We start from the raw sequence: 20,846 nt of genomic DNA, 5'->3' as shown, positions 1-20,846 counted from the left end.
GTTGCCCCGTTAGTGTGGTGGTTCTGCCCGCCGCTGCCCTCACATGTCCCCGAGCCGCGGGCGGACCGCTACACCTGGAGGTACCTTCCGTGTTCTTGACCGCCCTGTTGGCCTCGGGGTCCACCCCGTCGCCGTCCCCCTCGGCGACGACGGACCCGACGACCGCCACGCTTCAGGACGCCCAGCAGAGCGCGACCAACGCCGCCAGCTGGGTCGAGCAGAACTGGTCCACGTGGCTGGCGATCGGTCTGCGCGTCCTGTTGATCCTGGTGATCGCGGGGGTACTGAGAGTGGTGGTGCGGCGGGCGATCACCAAGCTGATAGATCGCATGACCCGCACGGTCCAGGCGGTCGACGGCACGGCCCTGGGCGGCCTGCTGGTGAACGTCGAGCGCCGCCGGCAGCGCTCGCAGGCGATCGGCTCGGTCCTCCGCTCGGTCGCCTCCTTCCTGATCATGGGCACCGCCGCGCTGATGATCCTGGGCACGTTCCAGATCAACCTGGCCCCGCTGCTGGCCTCCGCCGGTGTCGCGGGTGTGGCGATCGGTTTCGGCGCCCGCAACCTGGTCACGGACTTCCTCTCCGGCGTCTTCATGATCCTTGAGGACCAGTACGGCGTCGGCGACACGATCGACGCGGGGGTCGCCTCCGGCGAGGTCATAGAGGTGGGCCTGCGCGTGACGAAGCTGCGCGGCGACAACGGCGAGATCTGGTACGTCCGCAACGGCGAGGTCAAGCGCATCGGCAACCTCTCCCAGGGCTGGGCCACGGCCGGCGTCGACGTCACGGTCCGCTCGAACGAGGACCTGGACAAGGTGAAGCGCACCCTCGACGAGGTCGCCGAGGCGATGACCAAGGAAGAGCCCTGGAACGAGCGCCTGTGGGGCCCGATCGAGGTCCTGGGCCTCGACAGCGTGCTCCTCGACTCGATGGTCGTCCGCGTCTCAGCGAAGACCATGCCCGGCAAGGCGATGAGCGTCGAACGCGAGCTGCGCTGGCGCATCAAGCGCGCCTTCGACGCCGCGGACATCCGCATCGTGGGCGGCCCCACGGCACCTCTGGAGGAGGAGCCCGTCGACCCGACCGCCGCGGTGGCGGCCCCGTCGGTCCTCGGCAACCCGGCCTCTCCCCAGTCGGAGGCGACCGCCCCCATCCCGGCCCCCGCCTCGGCCCCGGCCGCGTCGAGCGCGCCGAAGTAGGTCCTGGCCGTACGTGCGAGGGGGCGGCACCCGGGTGTTCCGGGGGTCGCCCCCTCGCATGTACTACACCCTGGCCGCCGTAACGGTTCGGCACGCTCCTTCGAATGAATGCGTACGGAGTTCCCAGGTCCGAAGGCATCCAGGGGCGGCCCATCGTTCTGCCGGGGCACCCAGCACGGGCGTAGCCTGGCATCGACGTGGCGAGGAGAACAGCGATGAGCGCCGAACCCATCACGGAGCCGGTCATGACGAGGCAGGACCCCATCGATCTGTTGATCGCGATCGAAAAGGCGTCGGTGGCGCCGATTCGACCCGAGTACGTCGAGGGGATGGCCATCGTGCCGCCGCAGCCGAACCACAAGCACAACAACGGAGCTTTCAAGCTCGCCGTTCAGTTCGACTCAGCCGGGCACCTCGTGGGCATGGGGAACGGCTATCGGGCCGCCGACAAGGACGGCCTGACCATGTCCCTACTCATTCCGGACTTCTATGCCCTACGCCGCGAGCCCACCGAGCTCGACGAGTCGTACCTCAAAGCCCACAAGGGCTGGTACCCCATCGACATGATCGCCCTGGTCGGCGAGGTCACCTCCACCAATCACGAGACGGACACCGGCCCCAGACTGCGCACCCACGCCGCCGCAGGCGTCCCCGTCTACGTCCTGATCAACCGCGACACGAAGACGGCCCACTGCTATACGGACCCGATCCTCCCCGGTGACGACCCCACCAAGGCGTACTACGACTCCGAGATCAAGGTCGACCTGGGCGATCCGCTCCCGCTCCCCGCGCCGTACCCCACACTCGACACAGCGGTCTTCGCCAGTTCATCCACCTGAACCCCTCTCCCCTTCAAGGGGAGTTGACCTCAAGCGGAGTTGTCCTCAAAAGGCGAGAGATCCGGCTCGATCGGGGCGACCGGGCCGACGGCCACAAGTCCGCCCAGGCCCACCGTCCGGCACACCACACCGAAGGCCGACCCCTTCCTCAGCCCCGCCACCCCCAGGTTGTGCTCCCCGTCCCGCACGTCGAGAAGGACGGTCCCCGAGGTCGCGTCGAAGACCATCGCCCCCCACGCGTACACCTCCGCACGCCGCCCCAGCCGCCACCGGAACCGGATCTCCTCCCGGCCCTTCTCGGCCACGAGGAACACCCGCTCGGACGCCGTGAGTTCCGTACGGACTCGCTCCTGCCACCCGTCCGCGGCCTCCGCCGGACGCAGCAGATACGTCTGTCGCTCGGCGAGAGCCTCCACCCCGAGCGGAACGCCTGCCTCACGCGCCCGCCTCGACAACAGCAGACACCCCACCACCGCCCATACGAGACTCACGGTCCCCCAGGCCAGAAGACAGTCGGCCGACCGCCGGCCCACGCCCGCCCACGAGAAGCCGTCGTCCCAGAGCCCGAAAATCAGCTGGATCGCCATGAGCGGGATGCACAGCCCCGCGGCGGCCCGCCAGAAAGCCGCCAACAACCTCCCCCAACGGTTCACCCTCATGTGGCCGGATCCTAGGAACAGGAACCTGTGAAGGTGACCGGATATCGGCTCTGCCGCCCCCCTCTTGAGGGCGCATCAGCGTTCCCCACGGGGCAGATCACCTCAAAGTCCCGCACCCCTCCCACCTGCACGTCAGACGATCGTGACGAAGCCGTGATGCGCCTGAAGGCCGCCGCGGAATTTAACGCCTTTCACATGCCCCCCGCATTTCAGCCACATCCGGCGGCCGTCTACTGTCGCCCCAACAGCGGCCCTTGTTCTGGAGCTACACGCCCAGGGGCCCGCTTCGAATGTGGGGAATCCATGCGCAAGTTCGCCATAGGCGCCGCCGTTTCCGGTGCCCTGGCCCTGTCCGCCCTGGTCGTGCCGTCCGCGTCGGCCGCCACGCCGGACCTCACCTTCTCCAACGTGGTGGTCAACAACGGCAAGGCGATCGTTGTCGGCACCACCAGCACGGTGAAGGTTCCGATCACGTACACCCTGACCCGTCCGGCCGATCTCGTCATCGACTACAAGACGAGCGCCGCGGGCATCACGCTCTACCGCGGCGCCTCCCTCTCGAAGATCTACAACGAGATGGAGCCCGACGCCGCCCCGAGCTGCACCGCGACGACCACGACCGCCACCACGGTCACGGAGTCCTGCACGGAGGTCATCGCCCTCGCCCCGCAGGACTACCTGTACGAGGCGGCGGACGCCACCACCTGGAAGGCCGCCGGCTTCTACGGCCGCACGTCCCAGGACAACGACGCCTCCGACGGTCACGTCAGCACGGAGTACGGCTTCGACCTCTGGGGCCCCCTCGGCTCCGTCCAGGTCAAGCGCGCCGCCAAGCTCACCACCGACGCCACCCCCGAGCCGGTGAAGAAGGGCAGGACCCTCACCGTCAAGGGCGCCCTGACCCGCGCAGACTGGGACACCACCACCTACACCGGCTACACGGGCCAGCGGGTCGCCCTCCAGTTCAAGGCCAAGAACGCCAAGGCCTACACCACGGTCAAGACCGTGACCTCCGGCACCAAGGGCGCCCTGACCACCACGGTCAAGGCCTCCGCCGACGGTTCGTACCGCTACAGCTTCGCGGGCACCACCACCACGGGCGCCGCGACGGCCACGGGCGACTACGTCGACGTGAGGTAACCGAGGACGGGGTCCTCCCCGACTCACCCCAAGTCGCCCCCGCGGCAGACGGATTCGTCTGCGGCGGGGGCGACTTCGTGCGTCCGGGGAAGTCCGGGGCGAGGATGCGGACCTCCGGCCCAGGTAACGACTCTGTTGCCTCGCGGGCGGTTTCTCTTGACGCCTCCGCGGCCCTCGGCCTACCTTCCTCCCACCAATAGGAAACTTTCCTAACAATGATCTTGCAGTGGACTTCCCCGCGGCCACCCTGGGAAGCTGAGCGACTGGGCAGTTGAAAGGCAGGTGTCGACAAACATGGCAGGATCCGCCGGTACGCCGGGCACCCCGCGCGTCCTGCGCGCCATGAACGACCGCGCCGCCCTCGATCTGCTGCTCGCGCACGGACCGCTCTCGCGGACCAGGATCGGCAAGCTGACCGGGCTGTCCAAGCCCACCGCCTCCCAGCTCCTCGCCCGGCTGGAAGCCGCCGGACTCGTGCTGGCCACCGGCACGAGCGAGGGGCGGCCGGGCCCCAACGCCCAGTTGTACGCCGTCAATCCGAGGGCCGCCCACGCGGCGGGCCTGGACGTCACGCCCGAGCGCATCCTCGCCGCCGTCGCCGATGTGACGGGGAAGACGGTGGGTGAGTACGAGCTGATCACCCCCGGCCGGCACCCCGCGCAGCCCGTCGTACGCCAGGTCACCGACGCCCTCGACGGCGCGGTGAAGGCGGCGGGGCTGGCCCGCGGCGACGTCCACCGGCTCGTCATCGGCACACCCGGCGCCTTCGACCCCAACACCGGCCGTCTGCGGTACGCCTCCCACCTGCCCGGCTGGCACTCCCCCAGCCTCCTCGACGAACTCGCGGCCGCGCTGCCGATGCCCGTCGAGTACGAGAACGACGTCAACCTCGTGGCCATCGCCGAGCAGCGGCTCGGGGCGGCGCGCGGACACGAGGACTTCGTACTGCTCTGGAACGAGGGCGGCCTCGGCGCCGCCCTCGTCCTCGGCGGCCGACTGCATCGCGGCTGGACCGGCGGCGCGGGCGAGGTCGGCTTCCTGCCCGTGCCCGGCGCACCCCTCGTACGCCAGGTGACCAAGGCCAACAGCGGTGGATACCAGGAGCTGGCCGGCTCCCAGGCCATTCCCAAGCTCGCCCGCGAGCTGGGCATCCAGCCGGTGCCGACCGGGCCCTACGCCGAGGTCGCCGCCGCCCTCGTCGAACAGGCCGCCCGCATCAACGAGGGGCCGCACCTGCGGCTCCTGGAGACGTACGCGACCGGTCTCGCCACCGGTCTCGCCTCACTCGTCTCCGTGCTCGACCCCGAACTCGTCGTGCTCAGCGGCGCCTCGCTCACCGCCGGCGGCGAACCGCTGCGCGTCCTGGTGCAGGCCGAGCTGGAGGAGCTGGCCGCCTCCCGACCGCGCCTCGTGGTCGGCGACGTACACGAACACCCCGTGCTGCGCGGCGCGTTGGAAAGCGCGCTGGCGGCCACCCGCGACGAGGTCTTCGACACCTCCCGCTGAGTCCCACCCCTCGACCGACCCCGTCCCGCGAACCGTCCCGCGAACACCACCACCGCCGCCCTGCCGTAGGGAGACCCTGTCATGCCCGGAATATCCAGGAAAGTCGCCACTGCTCTCGCCGCTTCCGCCTCGCTCGCCCTCCTCACCACCGCCTGCACCGGCCAGTCGTCCTCGGGCGCGAGCGACGACGCCTCCAAGGACACGACGATCAACTTCTGGCACGCCTGGAGCGCGCCCGGCGAGATCGCGGGCGTGAAGGCCCTGGTCGCGGGCTTCGAGAAGACGCACCCCAACATCCACGTCAACATCGTCGCCAACATGACCGACGACAAGATCAACCAGGCCCTGCGCTCCGGCGGCGACAAGGCTCCCGACGTGATCTCCTCGTTCACCACCAACAACGTGGGCAAGTTCTGCTCCTCCGGCGCCCTTGTCGATCTCAACCCCTTCTTCAAGAAGGCGGGAATCGACCCGGCGACGACCTTCCCGAAGGCGATGAACGAGTACACCCAGTTCGACGGAAACCGCTGTACGGTTCCGCTGCTCGGTGACGCGTACGGCCTCTACTACAACAAGAACGAATTCAAGAAGGCCGGGATCTCCAGCCCCCCGAAGACCTGGTCCGAATTCGAGGCGGACGCGAAGAAGCTCACCGTCTCCAAGGGCGACTCCTACTCCCAGCTGGGCTTCATGCCGAACTACCACGGCTGGGAGTCCACCACCGAGCACTACTTCGGCCAGTTCTCCCCGACGTACTTCGACAGCAGCGGCAAGTCGAACCTCGCCAAGGACCCCGCTTTCACCGCCGGATTCACCCTCCAGAAGAAGCTCGTCGACGAACTCGGCGGCTACCAGAAGCTGGAGAAGTACCGCTCCAAGCTCGGTGACGAATGGGGCCCCAAGCACCCCTTCCACACCGGCCAGGTCGCCATGCAGCTGGACGGCGAATGGCGGCTCGGCATGGCCGAGGACGCCAAGCCGGACTTCGAGATCGGGGTCGCCCCGCTGCCCGTTCCCGACGACCAGGCCGACCAGTACGGCAAGGGCTACATCACCGGCACCATCGCGGGTATCGCGGCCACCAGCAAGAAGCAGAACGCGGCCTGGGAACTGGTCAAATACATGACCACGGACACGGACGCGGTGGTCGGCTTCGCCAACGCCATTCACAATGTCCCCTCCACACTGGCCGCGCTCAAGTCGCCGAAGCTGAAGTACGACCCGCGCTTCAAGACGTTCCTGGACATCGCCTCGAACCCGAACTCGACGACGACTCCCGCGTCCATCAACGGCGGCACCTACCTCGTGACGATCCAGCAGTTCGGATACGACTACGAGAGCGGCAAGGCGAAGGATCTGAAGGCGGGTCTGCAGACGACCGCCGCGCAGATCGACACGGACATCGCGCAGGCGAAGTAGCAGACGGGCACGGACATGAGCACCGTCACCCTCGCATCGAAGCGGCGCCGATCGGCGCTGCGCACCCTCGCCTTCATGTCGCCGTGGCTGATCGGCTTCGCGGTCTTCTTCGCCTATCCGCTGCTCTCGACCGTCTATTTCTCGTTCATGCACTACGACGGCTTCAAACCGCCGACGTGGAGCGGGACGAAGAACTGGACCTACGTCTTCGAGCACTACCCGCTGTTCTGGCCCGCACTGCGCAACACCCTGTGGCTGGTGCTGGTCATGGTCAGCCTGCGGGTCGTCTTCGGACTCGGCGTGGGCCTGCTGATCACGAAGATCAAGACGGGCACGGGTGTCTTCCGCACCCTCTTCTACCTCCCCTACCTCGCCCCGCCCGTCGCCGCCACGATGGCCTTCGCCTTCCTCCTCAACCCCGGTACGGGACCGGTCAACTCGATCCTGGAGAAGGTCGGCATCCCGGCCCCCGGCTGGTTCAACGACCCCAGCTGGTCCAAGCCGGCCCTCACCCTGCTGGCCCTGTGGGGCATCGGCGACCTGATGGTCATCTTCATGGCCGCGCTGCTCGACGTACCGACGGAGCAGTACGAGGCGGCGGAGCTGGACGGCGCCTCGGCCTGGCAGCGGTTCCGGTACGTCACGCTGCCGAACATCTCGCCGATCGTGATGTTCGCCGTGGTCACCGGCGTGATCCAGACCATGCAGTACTACACCCAGCCACTGATCGCCGGGAAGGTCGCGTCGGGCGTCATCCAGGGCGCCGGTACGCAGTTCGAGCCCGGCTACCCCGACAAGTCGACGCTCACCCTGCCGCAGCTCGTCTACAACCTCGGCTTCCAGCGCTTCGACTACGGCTCCGCCTGTGTGGTCGCGCTCGTGCTCTTCGCCCTGTCCATGGTGTTCACCGCGTTCCTGATGCGGCGCCGGGGCGGTCTCATCCAGGCAGGTGACTGACAGCCATGACACAAGTACTCGACAAGCCCGTGGAGTTGCGGGCCCCGGTCTCGCCCGCCGAGCGCACCGCCCGCCGCAAGGCGCTCCTGGAGTGGGTCGCGATCCACGCCCTGGGCGTGGCCGCCGCCCTCTTCTTCGTCCTCCCCTTCGTCTTCGTCTTCCTGACCTCCCTGATGAGCGACTCGCAGGCACTCAGCCGCGATCTCATCCCGCACACCTGGGAGTGGGGCAACTACCACAAGGTCTTCGACACCCCCGGCTTCCTCACCTGGTGGAAGAACACCCTGCTGTACGCCGGTGCCGGCACCGTCCTGACGGTCGTGTCGTCGATCCCCGTCGCGTACGCCCTCGCCAAGTTCCGCTTCCGCGGCCGGAACCTGTCACTGATGCTGGTCATCTCGATGATGATGCTGCCGCCGCAGGTGGTCATCATCCCGATGTACCTCTTTTGGGCGAAACAGCTGGACCTGTCCGGCACGCTGTGGCCGCTGATCATCCCGATGGCCTTCGGTGACGCGTTCTCCATCTTCCTGCTCCGCCAGTTCCTGATGACCATCCCGAACGAGTACCTCGACGCGGCGAAGGTCGACGGCTGCGGGGACCTGAAGACCCTGCTGAAGGTCGTCCTGCCGATGGCGAAGCCGGGTATCGCCGCCGTGGGCCTCTTCCAGTTCTTCTACGCCTGGAACGACTACTTCGGCCCGCAGATCTACGCCTCCGAGAACCCCGGCGCCTGGACCCTCTCCTACGGCCTGGAGTCGTTCAAGGGCGCGCACCACACCGACTGGAACCTCACCATGGCCGCGACCGTGCTGGTCATGGCCCCCGTGATCCTCGTGTTCTTCTTCGCACAGAAGGCGTTCGTCGAAGGCGTCACGCTCACCGGAGTGAAGGGTTGACACACATGAAACTCACCGTGGTCGGCGGAGGGTCGACCTACACACCCGAACTCATCGACGGCTTCGCCCGGTTGCGGGACACCCTGCCCGTCGAGGAACTGGTCCTCGTCGACCCGGCCGCAGACCGCCTGGAGCTGGTGGGCGGCCTGGCGCGACGCATCTTCGCCAAGCAGGAGCACCCCGGCCGGATCGTCACGACCTCCGACCTGGACGCGGGCGTCGAGGGCGCCGACGCGGTCCTGCTCCAGCTGCGCGTCGGCGGCCAGGCGGCCCGCCGGCAGGACGAGACCTGGCCGCTGGAGTGCGGCTGCATCGGCCAGGAGACGACGGGCGCGGGCGGTCTGGCGAAGGCGCTGCGCACGGTGCCGGTGGTGCTGGACATCGCGGAGCGCGTCCGCCGTACCAACCCCGACGCCTGGATCATCGACTTCACCAACCCGGTCGGGATCGTGACGCGCGCGCTGCTCCAGGCGGGCCACAGGACGGTCGGGCTGTGCAATGTGGCGATCGGTTTCCAGCGGAAGTTCGCCGGGATGCTCGGGGTCGCCCCCGTGGACGTCCATCTGGACCATGTGGGTCTCAACCACCTCAGCTGGGAGACCGGGGTGCGCCTCGGCGGCCCCGAGGGCGAGAACGTCCTGCCGAAGCTGCTGGCCGAACACGGCGACACGATCGCCGACGACCTGCGCCTGCCGCGCACCCTCGTGGACCGCCTGGGCGTGGTCCCCTCCTACTACCTGCGCTACTTCTACGCGCACGACGAGGTCGTACGAGAGCTGCGCACGAAGCCGTCACGGGCGGCGGAGGTCGCCGCGATGGAGCGGGAGTTGCTGAAGATGTACGGCGATCCGGCGCTCGACGAGAAGCCGGAGCTGCTCGCCAAGCGGGGCGGCGCGTACTACTCCGAGGCGGCCGTCGACCTCGCCGCCGCGCTGCTCGGCGGGGGCGGCAGCCCGTACCAGGTGGTCAACACCTACAACAAGGGCACCTTGCCCTTCCTCCCGGACGACGCGGTGATCGAGGTGCAGGCGGCCGTCGGCCCGCACGGCCCGACGCCACTGCCGGTCCTGCCGGTCGACCCCCTGTACGCGGGGCTGATGGCGGCCGTGACGTCCTACGAGGACCTGGCCCTGGAAGCCGCCCTGCGCGGCGGCCGCGACCGGGTCTTCCGGACCCTCCTCGCCCACCCCCTCATCGGCCAGTACGAGTACGCCGACGCCCTCACCGACCAACTGATCGCGCACAACCGGGAGCACCTCGCGTGGGCATGACGTCATCCGGACCCGGCGCCGGGACGGCCGCCGGATCCGGCCCTGCGGGCATGGTCCTGGCCATCGACGCGGGGAACAGCAAGACCGACGTCGCGGTCGTGTCCGTGGACGGGCGGGTGGTCGGGGCCGCGCGCGGCGGGGGATTCCGGCCGCCGGTGGTCGGGGTCGCCACGGCCGTGGACGCCGTGGGCGAGGCCGTCGCCCACGCCTTCGCCGAGGCGGGCGTCGACTCCGTGGCCCATGTCTCGGCCTGCCTCGCCAACGCCGATCTCCCGGTGGAGGAGGAGCAGTTGGCGGCCGCGCTGCACGCGCGCGCGTGGGGCACGAGCGTGGAGGTGCGCAACGACACGTTCGCGATCCTGCGCGCCGGGATAGCGGAGCCGCGCGGGGTCGCCGTGGTGTGCGGCGCGGGCATCAACTGTGTCGGCATGCGGCCCGACGGCCGCACCGCCCGTTTCCCGGCGCTCGGCCGGATCTCCGGGGACTGGGGCGGTGGTTGGGGCCTGGCGGAGGAGGCCCTGTGGTTCGCGGCCCGCGCGGAGGACGGCCGGGGCGGGCCCACGGCCCTGTCCCACACCCTCCCGGCCCACTTCGGTCTGTCCTCCATGTACGCCCTGATCGAGGCGCTGCACCTGGAGCACATCGAGCACGACCGCCGGCACGAACTGACTCCGGTGCTGTTCGCGACGGCGGCGGAGGGTGACGAGGTCGCTCGCGCTCTCGTGGACCGGCTCGCGGACGAGGTCGTCGCGATGGCCACGGTCGCTCTGACCCGCCTCGATCTCCTCGCCGAGGAGACCCCCGTCCTCCTGGGGGGCGGTGTCCTTGCCGCCCGCCATCCCCAACTCGACGACCGGATCCGCGAACTCCTCTCGGCCCAGGCCCCCAAGGCGGTCCCCCAGGTGATCTCGTCCCGCCCCGTGCTGGGCGCCGCCCTCCTGGGCCTGGACCACATCCAAGCCCCCACCGAGGTCCACACCCGCGTACGGGCCTTCTACGAGGGGGGTTGAGGGGCTTCCCCCCAGACCCCGGGTGGTCCTGTCGGCTGCGGGTGCGTGGGGGCTGGTCGCGCGGTTCCCCGCGCCCCTGAAAGCCTGGGGCCGTCCGGCGTTTGATGGGGGCCGGGGGCGCAGCCCCGCGGCCCAGGAGCGCGGGGAACCGCGCGAACGGCCCCACCGGCCGCACCCAAAAGGACCACCCCTCGCACACACCCCAATACCGGCACATTCGAAAGGGAACCGAACACACACAGGCGGCGTATTCATGGTCAGGGGGACAGCGCGGAGCGCCCGCGCATCGCGCTGCCGTCCGAACGGGCCACCGCTGTACGAAGGGTGGGCTGCAATCCGAACAAGATCGAGTCAAGGCCTGTGCGGATGTCAGTCCCGGCGGCGATACTTGCGGCCGTGCACCTCTCTTCGTGCTCCCGCGCACGCGGGGGAGGTGACCGACGGATGACCATGGGGGAGGTCAAGTGACACAGCCGCCAAAGGGCACGGCGCCACCGGGGCAGCCGGCCACGCCCACGATGCCGGCCGTCCCGCCGCAGTCCGGCGCGGCAGCGGCCCAGTACGGCGCGACGGCGACAGCGACGGCGCCGCGGTCCGGGCCCCCCTCGCCACCGGGCAGACCCGCCGCGCCCGACACCGCCCCCGCACGCCGCACGGCCTGGGCGGAGGGCGTGGACCGTCTGCGCGCCGCGGCGACGACGGAACCGGGCCGGCTGCGTCTCATCGGCGCCGTCCTCACCCTCCTGGTCGTCGCGTTCGGCGCGGTCACCGCCTGGCAGATGACGGAACGTTCGAGCGCGGCGGACGACGTACTGCACAGCAGCCAGCCGCTGAGCGCCGGCGCCGCGGACATCTACCGTTCGCTCGCGGACGCCAACACCGCGGCCTCCAGCGGGTTCCTCGCGGGCGGCCAGGAGAGCGCGGACACCCGCGACCGGTACGAGAAGGACATCCGGACGGCCGCGCAGGGGCTCATCACCGCCGCCGCCAACTCCGACCCGGGATCCCCGTCCACGGACACGATCGCCAAGCTCAACAAGCTGCTGCCGGAGTACAAGGGCCTGATCGAGCGGGCCCGCGCCAACAACCGGCAGGGCTACCCGCTGGGCGGCGCGTATCTGCGGTACGCGAACGAGAAGATGCAGCAGCAGATGCTCCCCGCGGCCGAGGATCTCTACAAGCGGGAGAACGCCCGGCTGAGCGCCGACTACGCCGACGCGAAGCCCTATCCGTGGGCCGCGATCGGTCTCGGCGTCCTCGCGCTCGGCGGGCTCATCTGGGCCCAGCGACGCCATTACCACCGTACGAACCGGGTGTTGAACCAGGGACTGGTCGCCGCCACGGCCGCCTCCGCGGTGGTGCTGCTCTGGCTGGTGGTCGGGCACAGCGTGGCCCGGGCCGGGCTGAACTCCTCGTACGACCACGGGGTCCGCTCTCTGAACGTGCTGCACGACGCCCGGATCGCCTCCCTGAAGGCGCGGGGCAACGAGAACCTGACGCTGGTCAGCCGGGGCGCGGAGACCAAGCAGGTGTCCGCGACGGAGGTCATGGACCTCTACGACTACGACTTCCAGCAGGACATGAAGACCCTCACCAAGGGCCTGGCGGTGGCCGAGGGCCTCGCCGACGACACGGCGGGCAAGAAGCCCGTCGAGGCCGCGACGGCCAACATGAAGGTCTGGAAGTCCCGCCACCAGGAGGCCCGCACGGCCGACGACTCGGGCGACTACCAGGGCGCTTTGAACAAGGTGATCGGTTCGGCGGCCGACAAGCCGACCGGTGAGTGCTTCGACGGCGTGGACACCAACCTCGCGGCGGCGCTGACGCACGAGGAGAGTGAGTTCAAGCAGTCGGCCGGCAACGGCCGGGACGCGATGAGCGGGCTCCCCGCGGGCGCGGCCGTCCTCGCGGTGCTGGCCGCGGCGGGCGCCCTGCTGGGCATCGGACGCAGGCTTTCGGAGTACCGGTGAGAGGGGGAGCGGTGAAAGGGGGCATGGCGATGACCGCACGACGTCTGAGGGCGAGCCTGAAGGGCTGGGGCGGCGTGGGTGCGATGGCCCTCGCCCTGGTCGTCACCGCGGTCTTCGCCCTGTTGCTGCCGCTGAGCAGCGCCCGCGGGGACGGCAGCACGGGCACCGGCGGCCAGGGCGTGGGCCAGGCCGTCCAGGCCAGGGCCGACACGTGCACCGACCCGCAGGACCAGAGCCCCTCCCCGTCCTCCGACGACAGCGGCAAGACGATCACGGCCATCAAACAGCGCGGCTATCTGTCGGTCGGCGTCGACCAGAACAGCTACCGCTGGGGCTACCGCGATCCGAACAACACGGCGAAGAGCAGCGACCTGGAGGGCTTCGACATCGATCTCGCGCACGAGATCGCGAGGGAGATCCTCGGCGACCCGAACGCCGTCCGTTTCCACGCCATCCCCACCAACCAGCGCATCCCCGCGATCAAGTCAGGTCAGGTCGACATGGTGGTGCGCACCATGACGATCACCTGCTCCCGCCTCAAGGACGTGGCCTTCTCGGCCCCTTACTTCCTGACCGGGCAGCAGGTACTGGCCCCCAAGACCTCGGACATCAAGGGGTACGGCGAGACGCTGGCGGGCAAGCGGATCTGCTCGGCGGCGGGCTCGACGGCGTACGACAAGCTGTCGGCCGACAAGAAGGCGGGCGCGCTCACCGCCTCCGCCGACATCACCACCACCGTGCCCAACCAACTCGACTGCCTGGTGCGGCTGCAGCTCGGTCAGGTCGACGCCGTGGTGACCGACGGCGCGCTCGCCGCCAGCCAGGCGGCGCAGGACCCGACGGTCGAACTGAAGGGCAAGACCTTCACCGAGGACTACTACGGCGTGGCGATGAAGTTGGGCGCCGACGATCTGGTACGCCGGGTCAACCAGGTACTCGTGGACTACCGCAAGAGCGGCGGCTGGCAGGCCTCGTACACCAAGTGGCTGTCCGCGACCCTGAAGGCGGACTCCCCGTCGGCGACCCCGCCCACGGCGCACTACAAGTAACGGAAACCGGGTAACGGCGGCGCGGACGACGCGGCCGGCGGGAACGCAAGCGACGGGCACGACCGAGAGCGAGAGGTGATCGATGGGCGTCACGGGACCCCCCGAGCCGGTGATGGACCGGGACGAGGTGGACCGTGCGCTGGCGCGGCTCGGCGCGGAGCACGAGGCCATCGAGACCTCGCTCCTCGCCCTGCAGGACCACGCGGGCCGCAGACTCCTCGAAGGCGCCGAGCTCACGGGCACGACCAAGGAGCGCTGGTCGACCGCGGACGCGTCGATCACGCTGCTGTGGGCGTACTTCGACGCGTACACGGACGCGCTGCGCTCCGCCCGCGACATCCGTTCCCGGCGGCGCTGGTCGAGCCGCGAGGACCTGGTCGACCTGACCGAACTGCTGCGCGGCGCGGGCATCACGGTCGCCGGCTCGGCCACCGCCGCGGCGAACGCGCCGACGCTCTCCGGCACCGGCAGGCTCAGCGAGCGGTTCTCGCTGGTCGCACTGGTGGAGCGGATGAACGAGCTGTACGCGTCCTCGCTCGACATGGTCGTCGCAGCGGACGCCGTCTGGTCCGCGCTGCCCGCCCGGATCGATTTACTGGCCGCGGAGCTCCAGCGCACCCGCCAGCTCGCGCACTCCGTGGGCGTACGCCCCGGTGAGCACCCGGCGGGCGACGACCTGGAGCGGATCACCCGGACGCTGAGCACCCTGCGTCAGCAGGTCGTCTCCGACCCGCTGGCCTTCTGGGTGCCCACGAAGGGCAGTTCGGCGCCCGGCGGCGGACGTCCCGACACGACGACGTACGACCGCGAGGCGCGCGCGCTGGAGGACGTGCGCCGGGAGATCGACGCGGTGCTCACCGTCCGCCAGGACGCGGAGGCCCGTCTCGTGCGGCTGCGGGACGTGCTCAGCCGCGCCGACCGCACGCTCGCGGAGGCGAGGAGTGCCCGCGGTGAGGTGCTGGCGAAGATCGCCGCGTCCGAGGTGCCGGCCGTCAGCGGGCCGCCGACGGTGCTGCAGGAGCAGTTGGCGGCGGCCGCGGAGTACCGCAGGCACGCCCAGTGGCACCGTCTGTCGCCCCTCCTGGAGGCGCTGGAGGAGAAGGCCGAGGACGAGCTGCTGCGCGCCCGCGAGTCGTTGACCGCGGTCACCGCGCCGCTCGCGGTCCGCGCGGAGCTGCGCGGCCGCCTCGACGCGTACAAGGCGAAGGTGGCCCGGCACGGCCTCGCGGAGGACCCGTTCCTCATCGAGCGCTACGACGCGGCCCGACGCATGCTGTGGAGCGCGCCCTGCGATCTGCGGGTGGCGGAGGAGGCGGTGCTGCGCTATCAGCGGGCCGCCGTCGATCTGCTCAGCCCGCGGGTGCCCGAACAGGGCGGGCCCACCGACCGTAGGGGGCCCCACGCGTGAGCGTTGAAGGTGATGCAGTGTGAGTGAGCAGCAGAAGTGCCAGCGGCCCGGTTGCCCGGGGTCGTACGAGGACGTGGGCGGCGGCGAGCTGTACTGCGACACGTGCGGCCTCGCGCCGGTCGTCTCCTCGAACGGCATGGTGGGCTCGCCCCCGACCGGACTGACGGCGGGCGGCAAGGGCTCGCGCGGCTCCGGCAGCAGCTCGCGGGCGAGTTCCCGCAGTTCCAGTTCCCGTACGTCCTCGCGCTCCTCCCAGTCGCGGCGCTCGGTCTCCGGGCGCCTGTCGCGCTCGCTGTCCGGCAACGCGAGCGCCCGCTCGGTGTCGGTGCGCAGCTCGGGCTCGACCGCCGCCTCCAGTGGCCGCGGACGGCTCGGCGTCGGGCTGGTGCAGGTGCCGGACGTACCGCGGCCCGACCCGCGCGCGATGGTGCTGGAGAACCCGGAGGTGCCCGAGCGGAAGCGGTTCTGCTCGCGCTCCGACTGCGGGGCGCCGGTGGGCCGTTCGCGCGGTGAGCGGGTGGGGCGCACCGAGGGGTTCTGCACCAAGTGCGGTCACCCGTACTCGTTCGTGCCGAAGCTGCACACGGGCGACATCGTGCACGGCCAGTACGAGGTGGTGGGCTGTCTCGCGCACGGCGGGCTCGGCTGGGTCTATCTCGCCGTCGACCGTGCCGTCTCCGACCGCTGGGTGGTCCTCAAGGGCCTGCTCGACACCGGCGACCAGGACGCGATGGCGGCGGCGATCTCCGAGCGGCGCTTCCTCGCGGAGATCGAGCACTCCAACATCGTGCGGATCTACAACTTCGTGGAGCACCTGGACCAGCGGACGGGTTCGCTGGACGGGTACATCGTCATGGAGTACGTCGGCGGCAAGTCGCTGAAGGAGATCGCCAACGACCGCCGGACAGCGGACGGCAAGCGCGATCCGCTGCCGGTCGAGCAGGCCTGCGCGTACGGCATCGAGGCCCTGGAGGCGCTCGGCCATCTGCACAGCCGCAATCTGCTCTACTGCGACTTCAAGGTCGACAACGCGATCCAGACCGAGGACCAGCTCAAGCTGATCGACATGGGCGCGGTGCGCAGGATGGACGACGACGAGTCGGCCATCTACGGCACGGTGGGCTACCAGGCGCCGGAGGTGGCCGAGGTCGGCCCCTCGGTGGCCAGTGACCTCTACACGGTCGCCCGCACCCTGGCCGTGCTGACCTTCGACTTCCAGGGGTACACGAACGTCTTCGTGGACTCCCTGCCGGACCCGGACAACATCGAGGTCTTCCGCACGTACGAGTCCTTCTACCGGCTCCTGGTGCGCGCCACCGACCCCGATCCGGCGCGCCGGTTCGCGTCCGCGCAGGAGATGGCGGAGCAGCTGACGGGTGTGCTCAGGGAGGTCGTGTCCCTCCAGACGGGGCGGGCTCGCCCGGCCCTGTCCACCCTGTTCGGGCCGGAACTGAAGGTCACGGACACGGAGTTGTTCGGGAAGCTGGACGGGGACGTGTCACGGCTGGGGGCACGCGCGGTGCCCCTGCGGGGGAGAAGGCGCGCGCCCGCGCCACCCCCCGGCAGCAACGGAGCGGGGGTGAACGGGACCCCGCCGCTCCCCCTGGCACCCGCTCCCGTCCCGGCCGCTCCGGTCCCGGCCGCCCTGGTCAAGCCGCTGAACGCCGCGGCGACCGCGCTCGCGCTGCCGGTCCCCCGGGTCGACCCGGGCGACCCCAACGCCGGTTTCCTCGCGGGCCTGATGGCCTCGGCTCCCGCGGAGCTGATCACCGCGCTGCACGCGGCGCCCACCGGCTCCCTGGAGCTGCGCCTGCGCGAGCTGCGGGCCCGGCTGGAGATGGGCGAACTGGCCGGTGCGAGCAGGGCACTGGAGGCGCTGGAGGCGGACCATCCCAACGACTGGCGGGTGGTCTGGTACCGGGGGGTCGCGGCCCTGGCGACCGGGGAGCACGAGACCGCGGCGCTGTCCTTCGACGCGATCTACGACGCCTTCCCGGGCGAGCCCGCGCCGAAGCTGGCCCTCGGCCTGTGCGCGGAGGTGCTCGGGCAGCTGGACAACGCGGGCGAGTACTACCGCCTCGTGTGGACGACCGACCCCAGCTATGTCAGCTCGGCGTTCGGCCTGGCCCGCGTGCAGCTCGCGGCGGGCGACCGCCGCGGCTCCGTACGCACACTGGAGTCCGTACCGGAGTCGTCGATCCACTACACGGCGGCGCGGGTCGCGGCGGTCCGGGCACGGCTGCGGCAGCGGCTGGCCGAGGAGGCGGCGGCAGCGGCGTTCCTGGACGATCTGACAGCGGCGGCCGGACAGGTCGAGGCTCTGGACGGATACGGTCTGGACGCGGTGCGACGCGAGCAGTTGTCGACGGAGGTCCTGGGCTGCGCCCTGGACTGGGTACTCTCCGGTAGCCGGAGTTCCGCCCCGCACTCCGGCGGCGGACCGGTGCTGCTCGGCAGTGAGGTGGACGAGCGCGGTCTGCGTTTCGCACTGGAGCGTTCGTACCGCACGCTGGCCCGCCTCGCGCGGGGCGGCGAGGAGAGGATCGACCTGGTGGAACGTGCCAACCGTTACCGCCCCCGGACGTGGGTGTGATTGATGTCCCAGATGCCCCAGCCGACGGCCCTTTCGCGGTGCCCCAGTTGCGAGGAGCCCCTGGAGGCGGGTGACCGTTTCTGCGGTGCGTGCGGGTACGACCTGTCGGCGGTGCCCGCACCGCCCCAGGACCACCCCACGATCACCATGAACGGCTCGTCGACACGCCCCTCCGAGGCCGCCGCGTCCCTGGACTGGCCCCTCGCGCCGGAGCCGGCGAGCTCCGACACGCCCGCGCCGGTGCACCGGGCGGCCGACATCCGGGGCACGGACTCGGGCGGCTCCGAACTCCCCCACCCGGACACGGAGTCCGCGGCGGCCCAGCAGCCGGGCGACCACCCCTCGGGTGGGCAGCCCTCGGGCGTACGGTTCGACCGGCCCCCGGAGCCCGACGAGTACCCGCTCGCCCCGCCGGCCGGAGCCCCCGCCGGACCCGTCGTCGATCCGCGGACCGCGGACCTCGGCGCACCCGTCACGCCCCCCGCGGGCACCAAACTGTGCGTCGCCTGCCGCTCGGGCCATGTGGACAGCGACGGCTACTGCGAGAACTGCGGGCACGCCCAGCCGCGCGAACGGGACCACATGGAGCAGGAGTTGGATGCGGTGGCCGCGGTCAGTGACCGGGGTCTGCGCCACCACCGCAACGAGGACGCGTTCGCGATCTCCTCGACCGCGCTGCCGGACGGCTCCCCCGCGGTCGTCGCGATCGTCTGCGACGGGGTCTCCTCGGCGACCCGCCCCGACGAGGCCTCGCTCGCCGCGTCCCGGGCGGCGAACGAGGCGCTGCTGGCGGCGCTGCCGCTCGGCACCCACCCGCAGCAGGCCATGCACGAGGCGATCCTCGCGGCCGCCGAGGCCGTCAACTCGCTGGCCGAGGCGCCCCCCGCGCACGAGGAGCACGCCCCGCACCAGAACGCGCCCGCCTGCACCCTCGTCGGCGCCGTCGTCACCTCCGCCCTGCTGATCGTCGGCTGGGTCGGCGACAGCCGCGCCTACTGGGTCCCCGTCGACCGCAGTTCACCCCCCGCCCGGCTCACCGAGGACGACTCCTGGGCCGCGCAGATGGTCGCCGCGGGCCTGATGAGCGAGGCGCAGGCGTACGCCGACGATCGCGCCCACGCCATCACGGGCTGGCTCGGCGCGGACGCGTACGAACTGGAGCCGCACACCGCTTCTTTCAAGCCGGACCGGCCGGGTGTGGTGGTGGTGTGCACCGACGGACTGTGGAACTACGCGGAGGCGGCCGAGGAGATGGCCGAGGTCGTGCCGCTGGACGCCGCCGAAAGGCCCCTGCACAGCGCCCAGGTCCTGGTGGGTCACGCCCTGGACGGCGGGGGCCACGACAACGTAACAGTGGCCGTCGTGCCGTTCCCGGCCCCGCCGCAGGGGGCAGGATCGGCCTGAGGCCGCGAAAAGGCGCAATCCGTGCCCACGGGGACGGCCTCGGACCGGAGGGGACCGGTCCGCATACAGTCATCGCCTCCGCCAACCGCCGGAGGTCTTGAGGGGGACGAAGAAGGCATGGCCAATTTCTCGAAGTCGAACGTGCCACAGTTCTCGGTCGACGTGTACCAGAACGAGTACCTGCCCGAGGGCGGCCGTGAGGTCAACGCGATCGTCACGGTGAGCGCCACCGGCGGCGGCACCGTCGGGAGCGCGGTCGGCGCGCCCCACCTGTACGCGGCGGGCCGGGGCCCGGACGCCGCCGTGGCGATCATGGTCGACTGTTCCGGCTCGATGGACTACCCGCCGGCCAAGATGCGGGGCGCCCGCGAGGCCACGGCCGCCGCGATCGACACCCTGCGCGACGGCGTGCGCTTCGCGGTGATCGGCGGCACGCACGTCGCCAAGGAGGTCTACCCCGCGGGCGGGCGCCTCGCGGTGGCCGACGCGGCGACCCGCGGCCAGGCCAAGGAGGCGCTGCGCAGGCTGAGCGCGGGCGGCGGTACGGCGATCGGCACCTGGCTGCGCCTCGCCGACCGACTGCTGTCCTCGGCCGAGGTGTCGATCCGGCACGGCATCCTGCTCACCGACGGCCGCAACGAACACGAGTCGCCCCAGGACCTCAAGGCCGCCCTCGACTCCTGTGCCGGACGTTTCACGTGTGACGCGCGTGGAGTGGGTACGGACTGGGAGGTCAAGGAGGTCACCGGGATCGCCTCGGCCCTGCTCGGCACCGCCGACATCGTCGCGGACCCGGCCGCCCTGTCCGCCGACTTCACACAGATGATGGAGACGGCCATGGGCAAGGAGGTCGCGGACGTCGCGCTGCGCCTGTGGACCCCGGTCGGCACCGAGATCAAGTTCGTCAAGCAAGTGGCACCCACGGTCGAGGAGCTGACCGACCGCCGCACCGCGGCGGGCCCGCGCGCCGGCGACTACCCCACCGGGTCCTGGGGCGACGAGTCCCGCGACTACCACGTCTGCGTCGAGGTCCCCTCGGCCGGAGTGGGCCAGGAGATGCTGGCCGCCCGGGTCTCGCTCGTCGTGCCGCAGGGCGACGGGAGCGTGCACAACCTCGGCGCCCAGGGCCTCGTCAAGGCGGTGTGGACCGACGACATGGTGGCCTCGACGAGGATCAACTCCCAGGTCGCGCACTACACAGGTCAGGCGGAACTGGCGCAAGTCATCCAACAGGGTCTGGATCTGCGCAAATCGGGAGATGCCGACGGGGCAACGGCCAAGCTGGGCCGGGCCGTTCAGCTCGCGAGTGCGTCGGGCAACGCCGATACTGCGAAACTGCTTGCGAAGGTGGTGGACGTGGTCGACGCCGCGGCAGGTACTGTGCGATTGAAGGCAAGGGTCGAAGAGGCCGACGAAATGACCCTTGAGACACGGTCCACAAAGACTGTTCGTGTAAAGAAGTAGCGAGCCCGGTTCCCGCTGGGAACTGGAGAAACCCGGTCATAACGGCCGGAAAAGGAGAG

The 20,846-nt window shown here is 70.5% G+C and carries 16 protein-coding genes; 15 read left to right on the top strand and 1 reads right to left on the bottom strand.

Annotation, left to right across the window (positions count from 1 at the left end):
* Positions 1-89: 89 nt before the first annotated feature.
* Positions 90-1,199, top strand: coding sequence for a mechanosensitive ion channel family protein (locus tag ACZ69M_RS00995; RefSeq protein ID WP_470045846.1), 1,110 nt, complete (start codon positions 90-92; stop codon positions 1,197-1,199).
* Positions 1,200-1,414: 215 nt separating this feature from the next.
* The gene (locus ACZ69M_RS00990) at positions 1,415-2,038 is read left to right on the top strand and encodes a Uma2 family endonuclease (RefSeq protein WP_470045845.1); all 624 of its coding nucleotides are present in this window, start codon (positions 1,415-1,417) and stop codon (positions 2,036-2,038) included.
* A gap of 29 nt (positions 2,039-2,067) precedes the next feature.
* Here the strand turns inward: ACZ69M_RS00990 and ACZ69M_RS00985 are convergent, their stop codons facing one another.
* Positions 2,068-2,697, bottom strand: coding sequence for a hypothetical protein (locus ACZ69M_RS00985; protein WP_470045844.1), 630 nt, complete (start codon positions 2,695-2,697; stop codon positions 2,068-2,070).
* 303 nt (positions 2,698-3,000) lie between these two features.
* Between ACZ69M_RS00985 and ACZ69M_RS00980 the strand changes: the two genes are divergently transcribed.
* From ACZ69M_RS00980 to ACZ69M_RS00920, 13 genes are all read left to right on the top strand, one after another.
* On the top strand, positions 3,001-3,837 hold the full coding sequence (locus tag ACZ69M_RS00980) for a hypothetical protein (RefSeq protein ID WP_470045843.1): 837 nt from the start codon (positions 3,001-3,003) through the stop codon (positions 3,835-3,837).
* Between the two features lie 294 nt (positions 3,838-4,131).
* Positions 4,132-5,343, top strand: coding sequence for an ROK family transcriptional regulator (locus ACZ69M_RS00975; RefSeq protein ID WP_470045842.1), 1,212 nt, complete (start codon positions 4,132-4,134; stop codon positions 5,341-5,343).
* An 81-nt stretch (positions 5,344-5,424) separates the two neighbouring features.
* Positions 5,425-6,762 (top strand): ABC transporter substrate-binding protein, encoded by a 1,338-nt coding sequence (locus ACZ69M_RS00970; protein WP_470045841.1) that lies wholly within the window; start codon positions 5,425-5,427, stop codon positions 6,760-6,762.
* A gap of 15 nt (positions 6,763-6,777) precedes the next feature.
* The gene (locus tag ACZ69M_RS00965) at positions 6,778-7,719 is read left to right on the top strand and encodes a carbohydrate ABC transporter permease (protein WP_067370321.1); all 942 of its coding nucleotides are present in this window, start codon (positions 6,778-6,780) and stop codon (positions 7,717-7,719) included.
* Between the two features lie 5 nt (positions 7,720-7,724).
* The gene (locus tag ACZ69M_RS00960; protein WP_470045840.1) at positions 7,725-8,618 is read left to right on the top strand and encodes a carbohydrate ABC transporter permease; all 894 of its coding nucleotides are present in this window, start codon (positions 7,725-7,727) and stop codon (positions 8,616-8,618) included.
* Between the two features lie 5 nt (positions 8,619-8,623).
* Entirely contained in the window at positions 8,624-9,889 is a 1,266-nt protein-coding gene (locus ACZ69M_RS00955) for a 6-phospho-beta-glucosidase (protein ID WP_470045839.1), read from the top strand.
* Positions 9,886-10,899 (top strand): N-acetylglucosamine kinase, encoded by a 1,014-nt coding sequence (locus ACZ69M_RS00950; protein ID WP_470045838.1) that lies wholly within the window; start codon positions 9,886-9,888, stop codon positions 10,897-10,899. Before ACZ69M_RS00955 ends, ACZ69M_RS00950 begins: the two co-directional genes overlap by 4 nt.
* 518 nt (positions 10,900-11,417) lie before the next feature.
* Positions 11,418-12,869, top strand: a complete 1,452-nt coding sequence (locus ACZ69M_RS00945) for a hypothetical protein (protein WP_470046333.1) — start codon at positions 11,418-11,420, stop codon at positions 12,867-12,869.
* Positions 12,870-12,898: 29 nt separating this feature from the next.
* Positions 12,899-13,918, top strand: coding sequence for a glutamate ABC transporter substrate-binding protein (locus ACZ69M_RS00940; RefSeq protein WP_470045837.1), 1,020 nt, complete (start codon positions 12,899-12,901; stop codon positions 13,916-13,918).
* 82 nt (positions 13,919-14,000) lie between these two features.
* Entirely contained in the window at positions 14,001-15,326 is a 1,326-nt protein-coding gene (locus ACZ69M_RS00935) for a hypothetical protein (RefSeq protein WP_352050986.1), read from the top strand.
* A gap of 19 nt (positions 15,327-15,345) precedes the next feature.
* Positions 15,346-17,919 (top strand): serine/threonine-protein kinase, encoded by a 2,574-nt coding sequence (locus tag ACZ69M_RS00930; protein ID WP_470045836.1) that lies wholly within the window; start codon positions 15,346-15,348, stop codon positions 17,917-17,919.
* Entirely contained in the window at positions 17,920-19,323 is a 1,404-nt protein-coding gene (locus ACZ69M_RS00925) for a PP2C family serine/threonine-protein phosphatase (protein WP_470045835.1), read from the top strand.
* A gap of 117 nt (positions 19,324-19,440) precedes the next feature.
* Positions 19,441-20,787, top strand: a complete 1,347-nt coding sequence (locus ACZ69M_RS00920; protein WP_470045834.1) for a vWA domain-containing protein — start codon at positions 19,441-19,443, stop codon at positions 20,785-20,787.
* Positions 20,788-20,846 lie beyond the last annotated feature (59 nt).

It is taken from the genome of Streptomyces sp. NPDC107454 (assembly GCF_055582885.1).
Note: the sequence above shows the minus strand (reverse complement) of the source record. Positions and strands in the feature narration are given on the sequence as shown.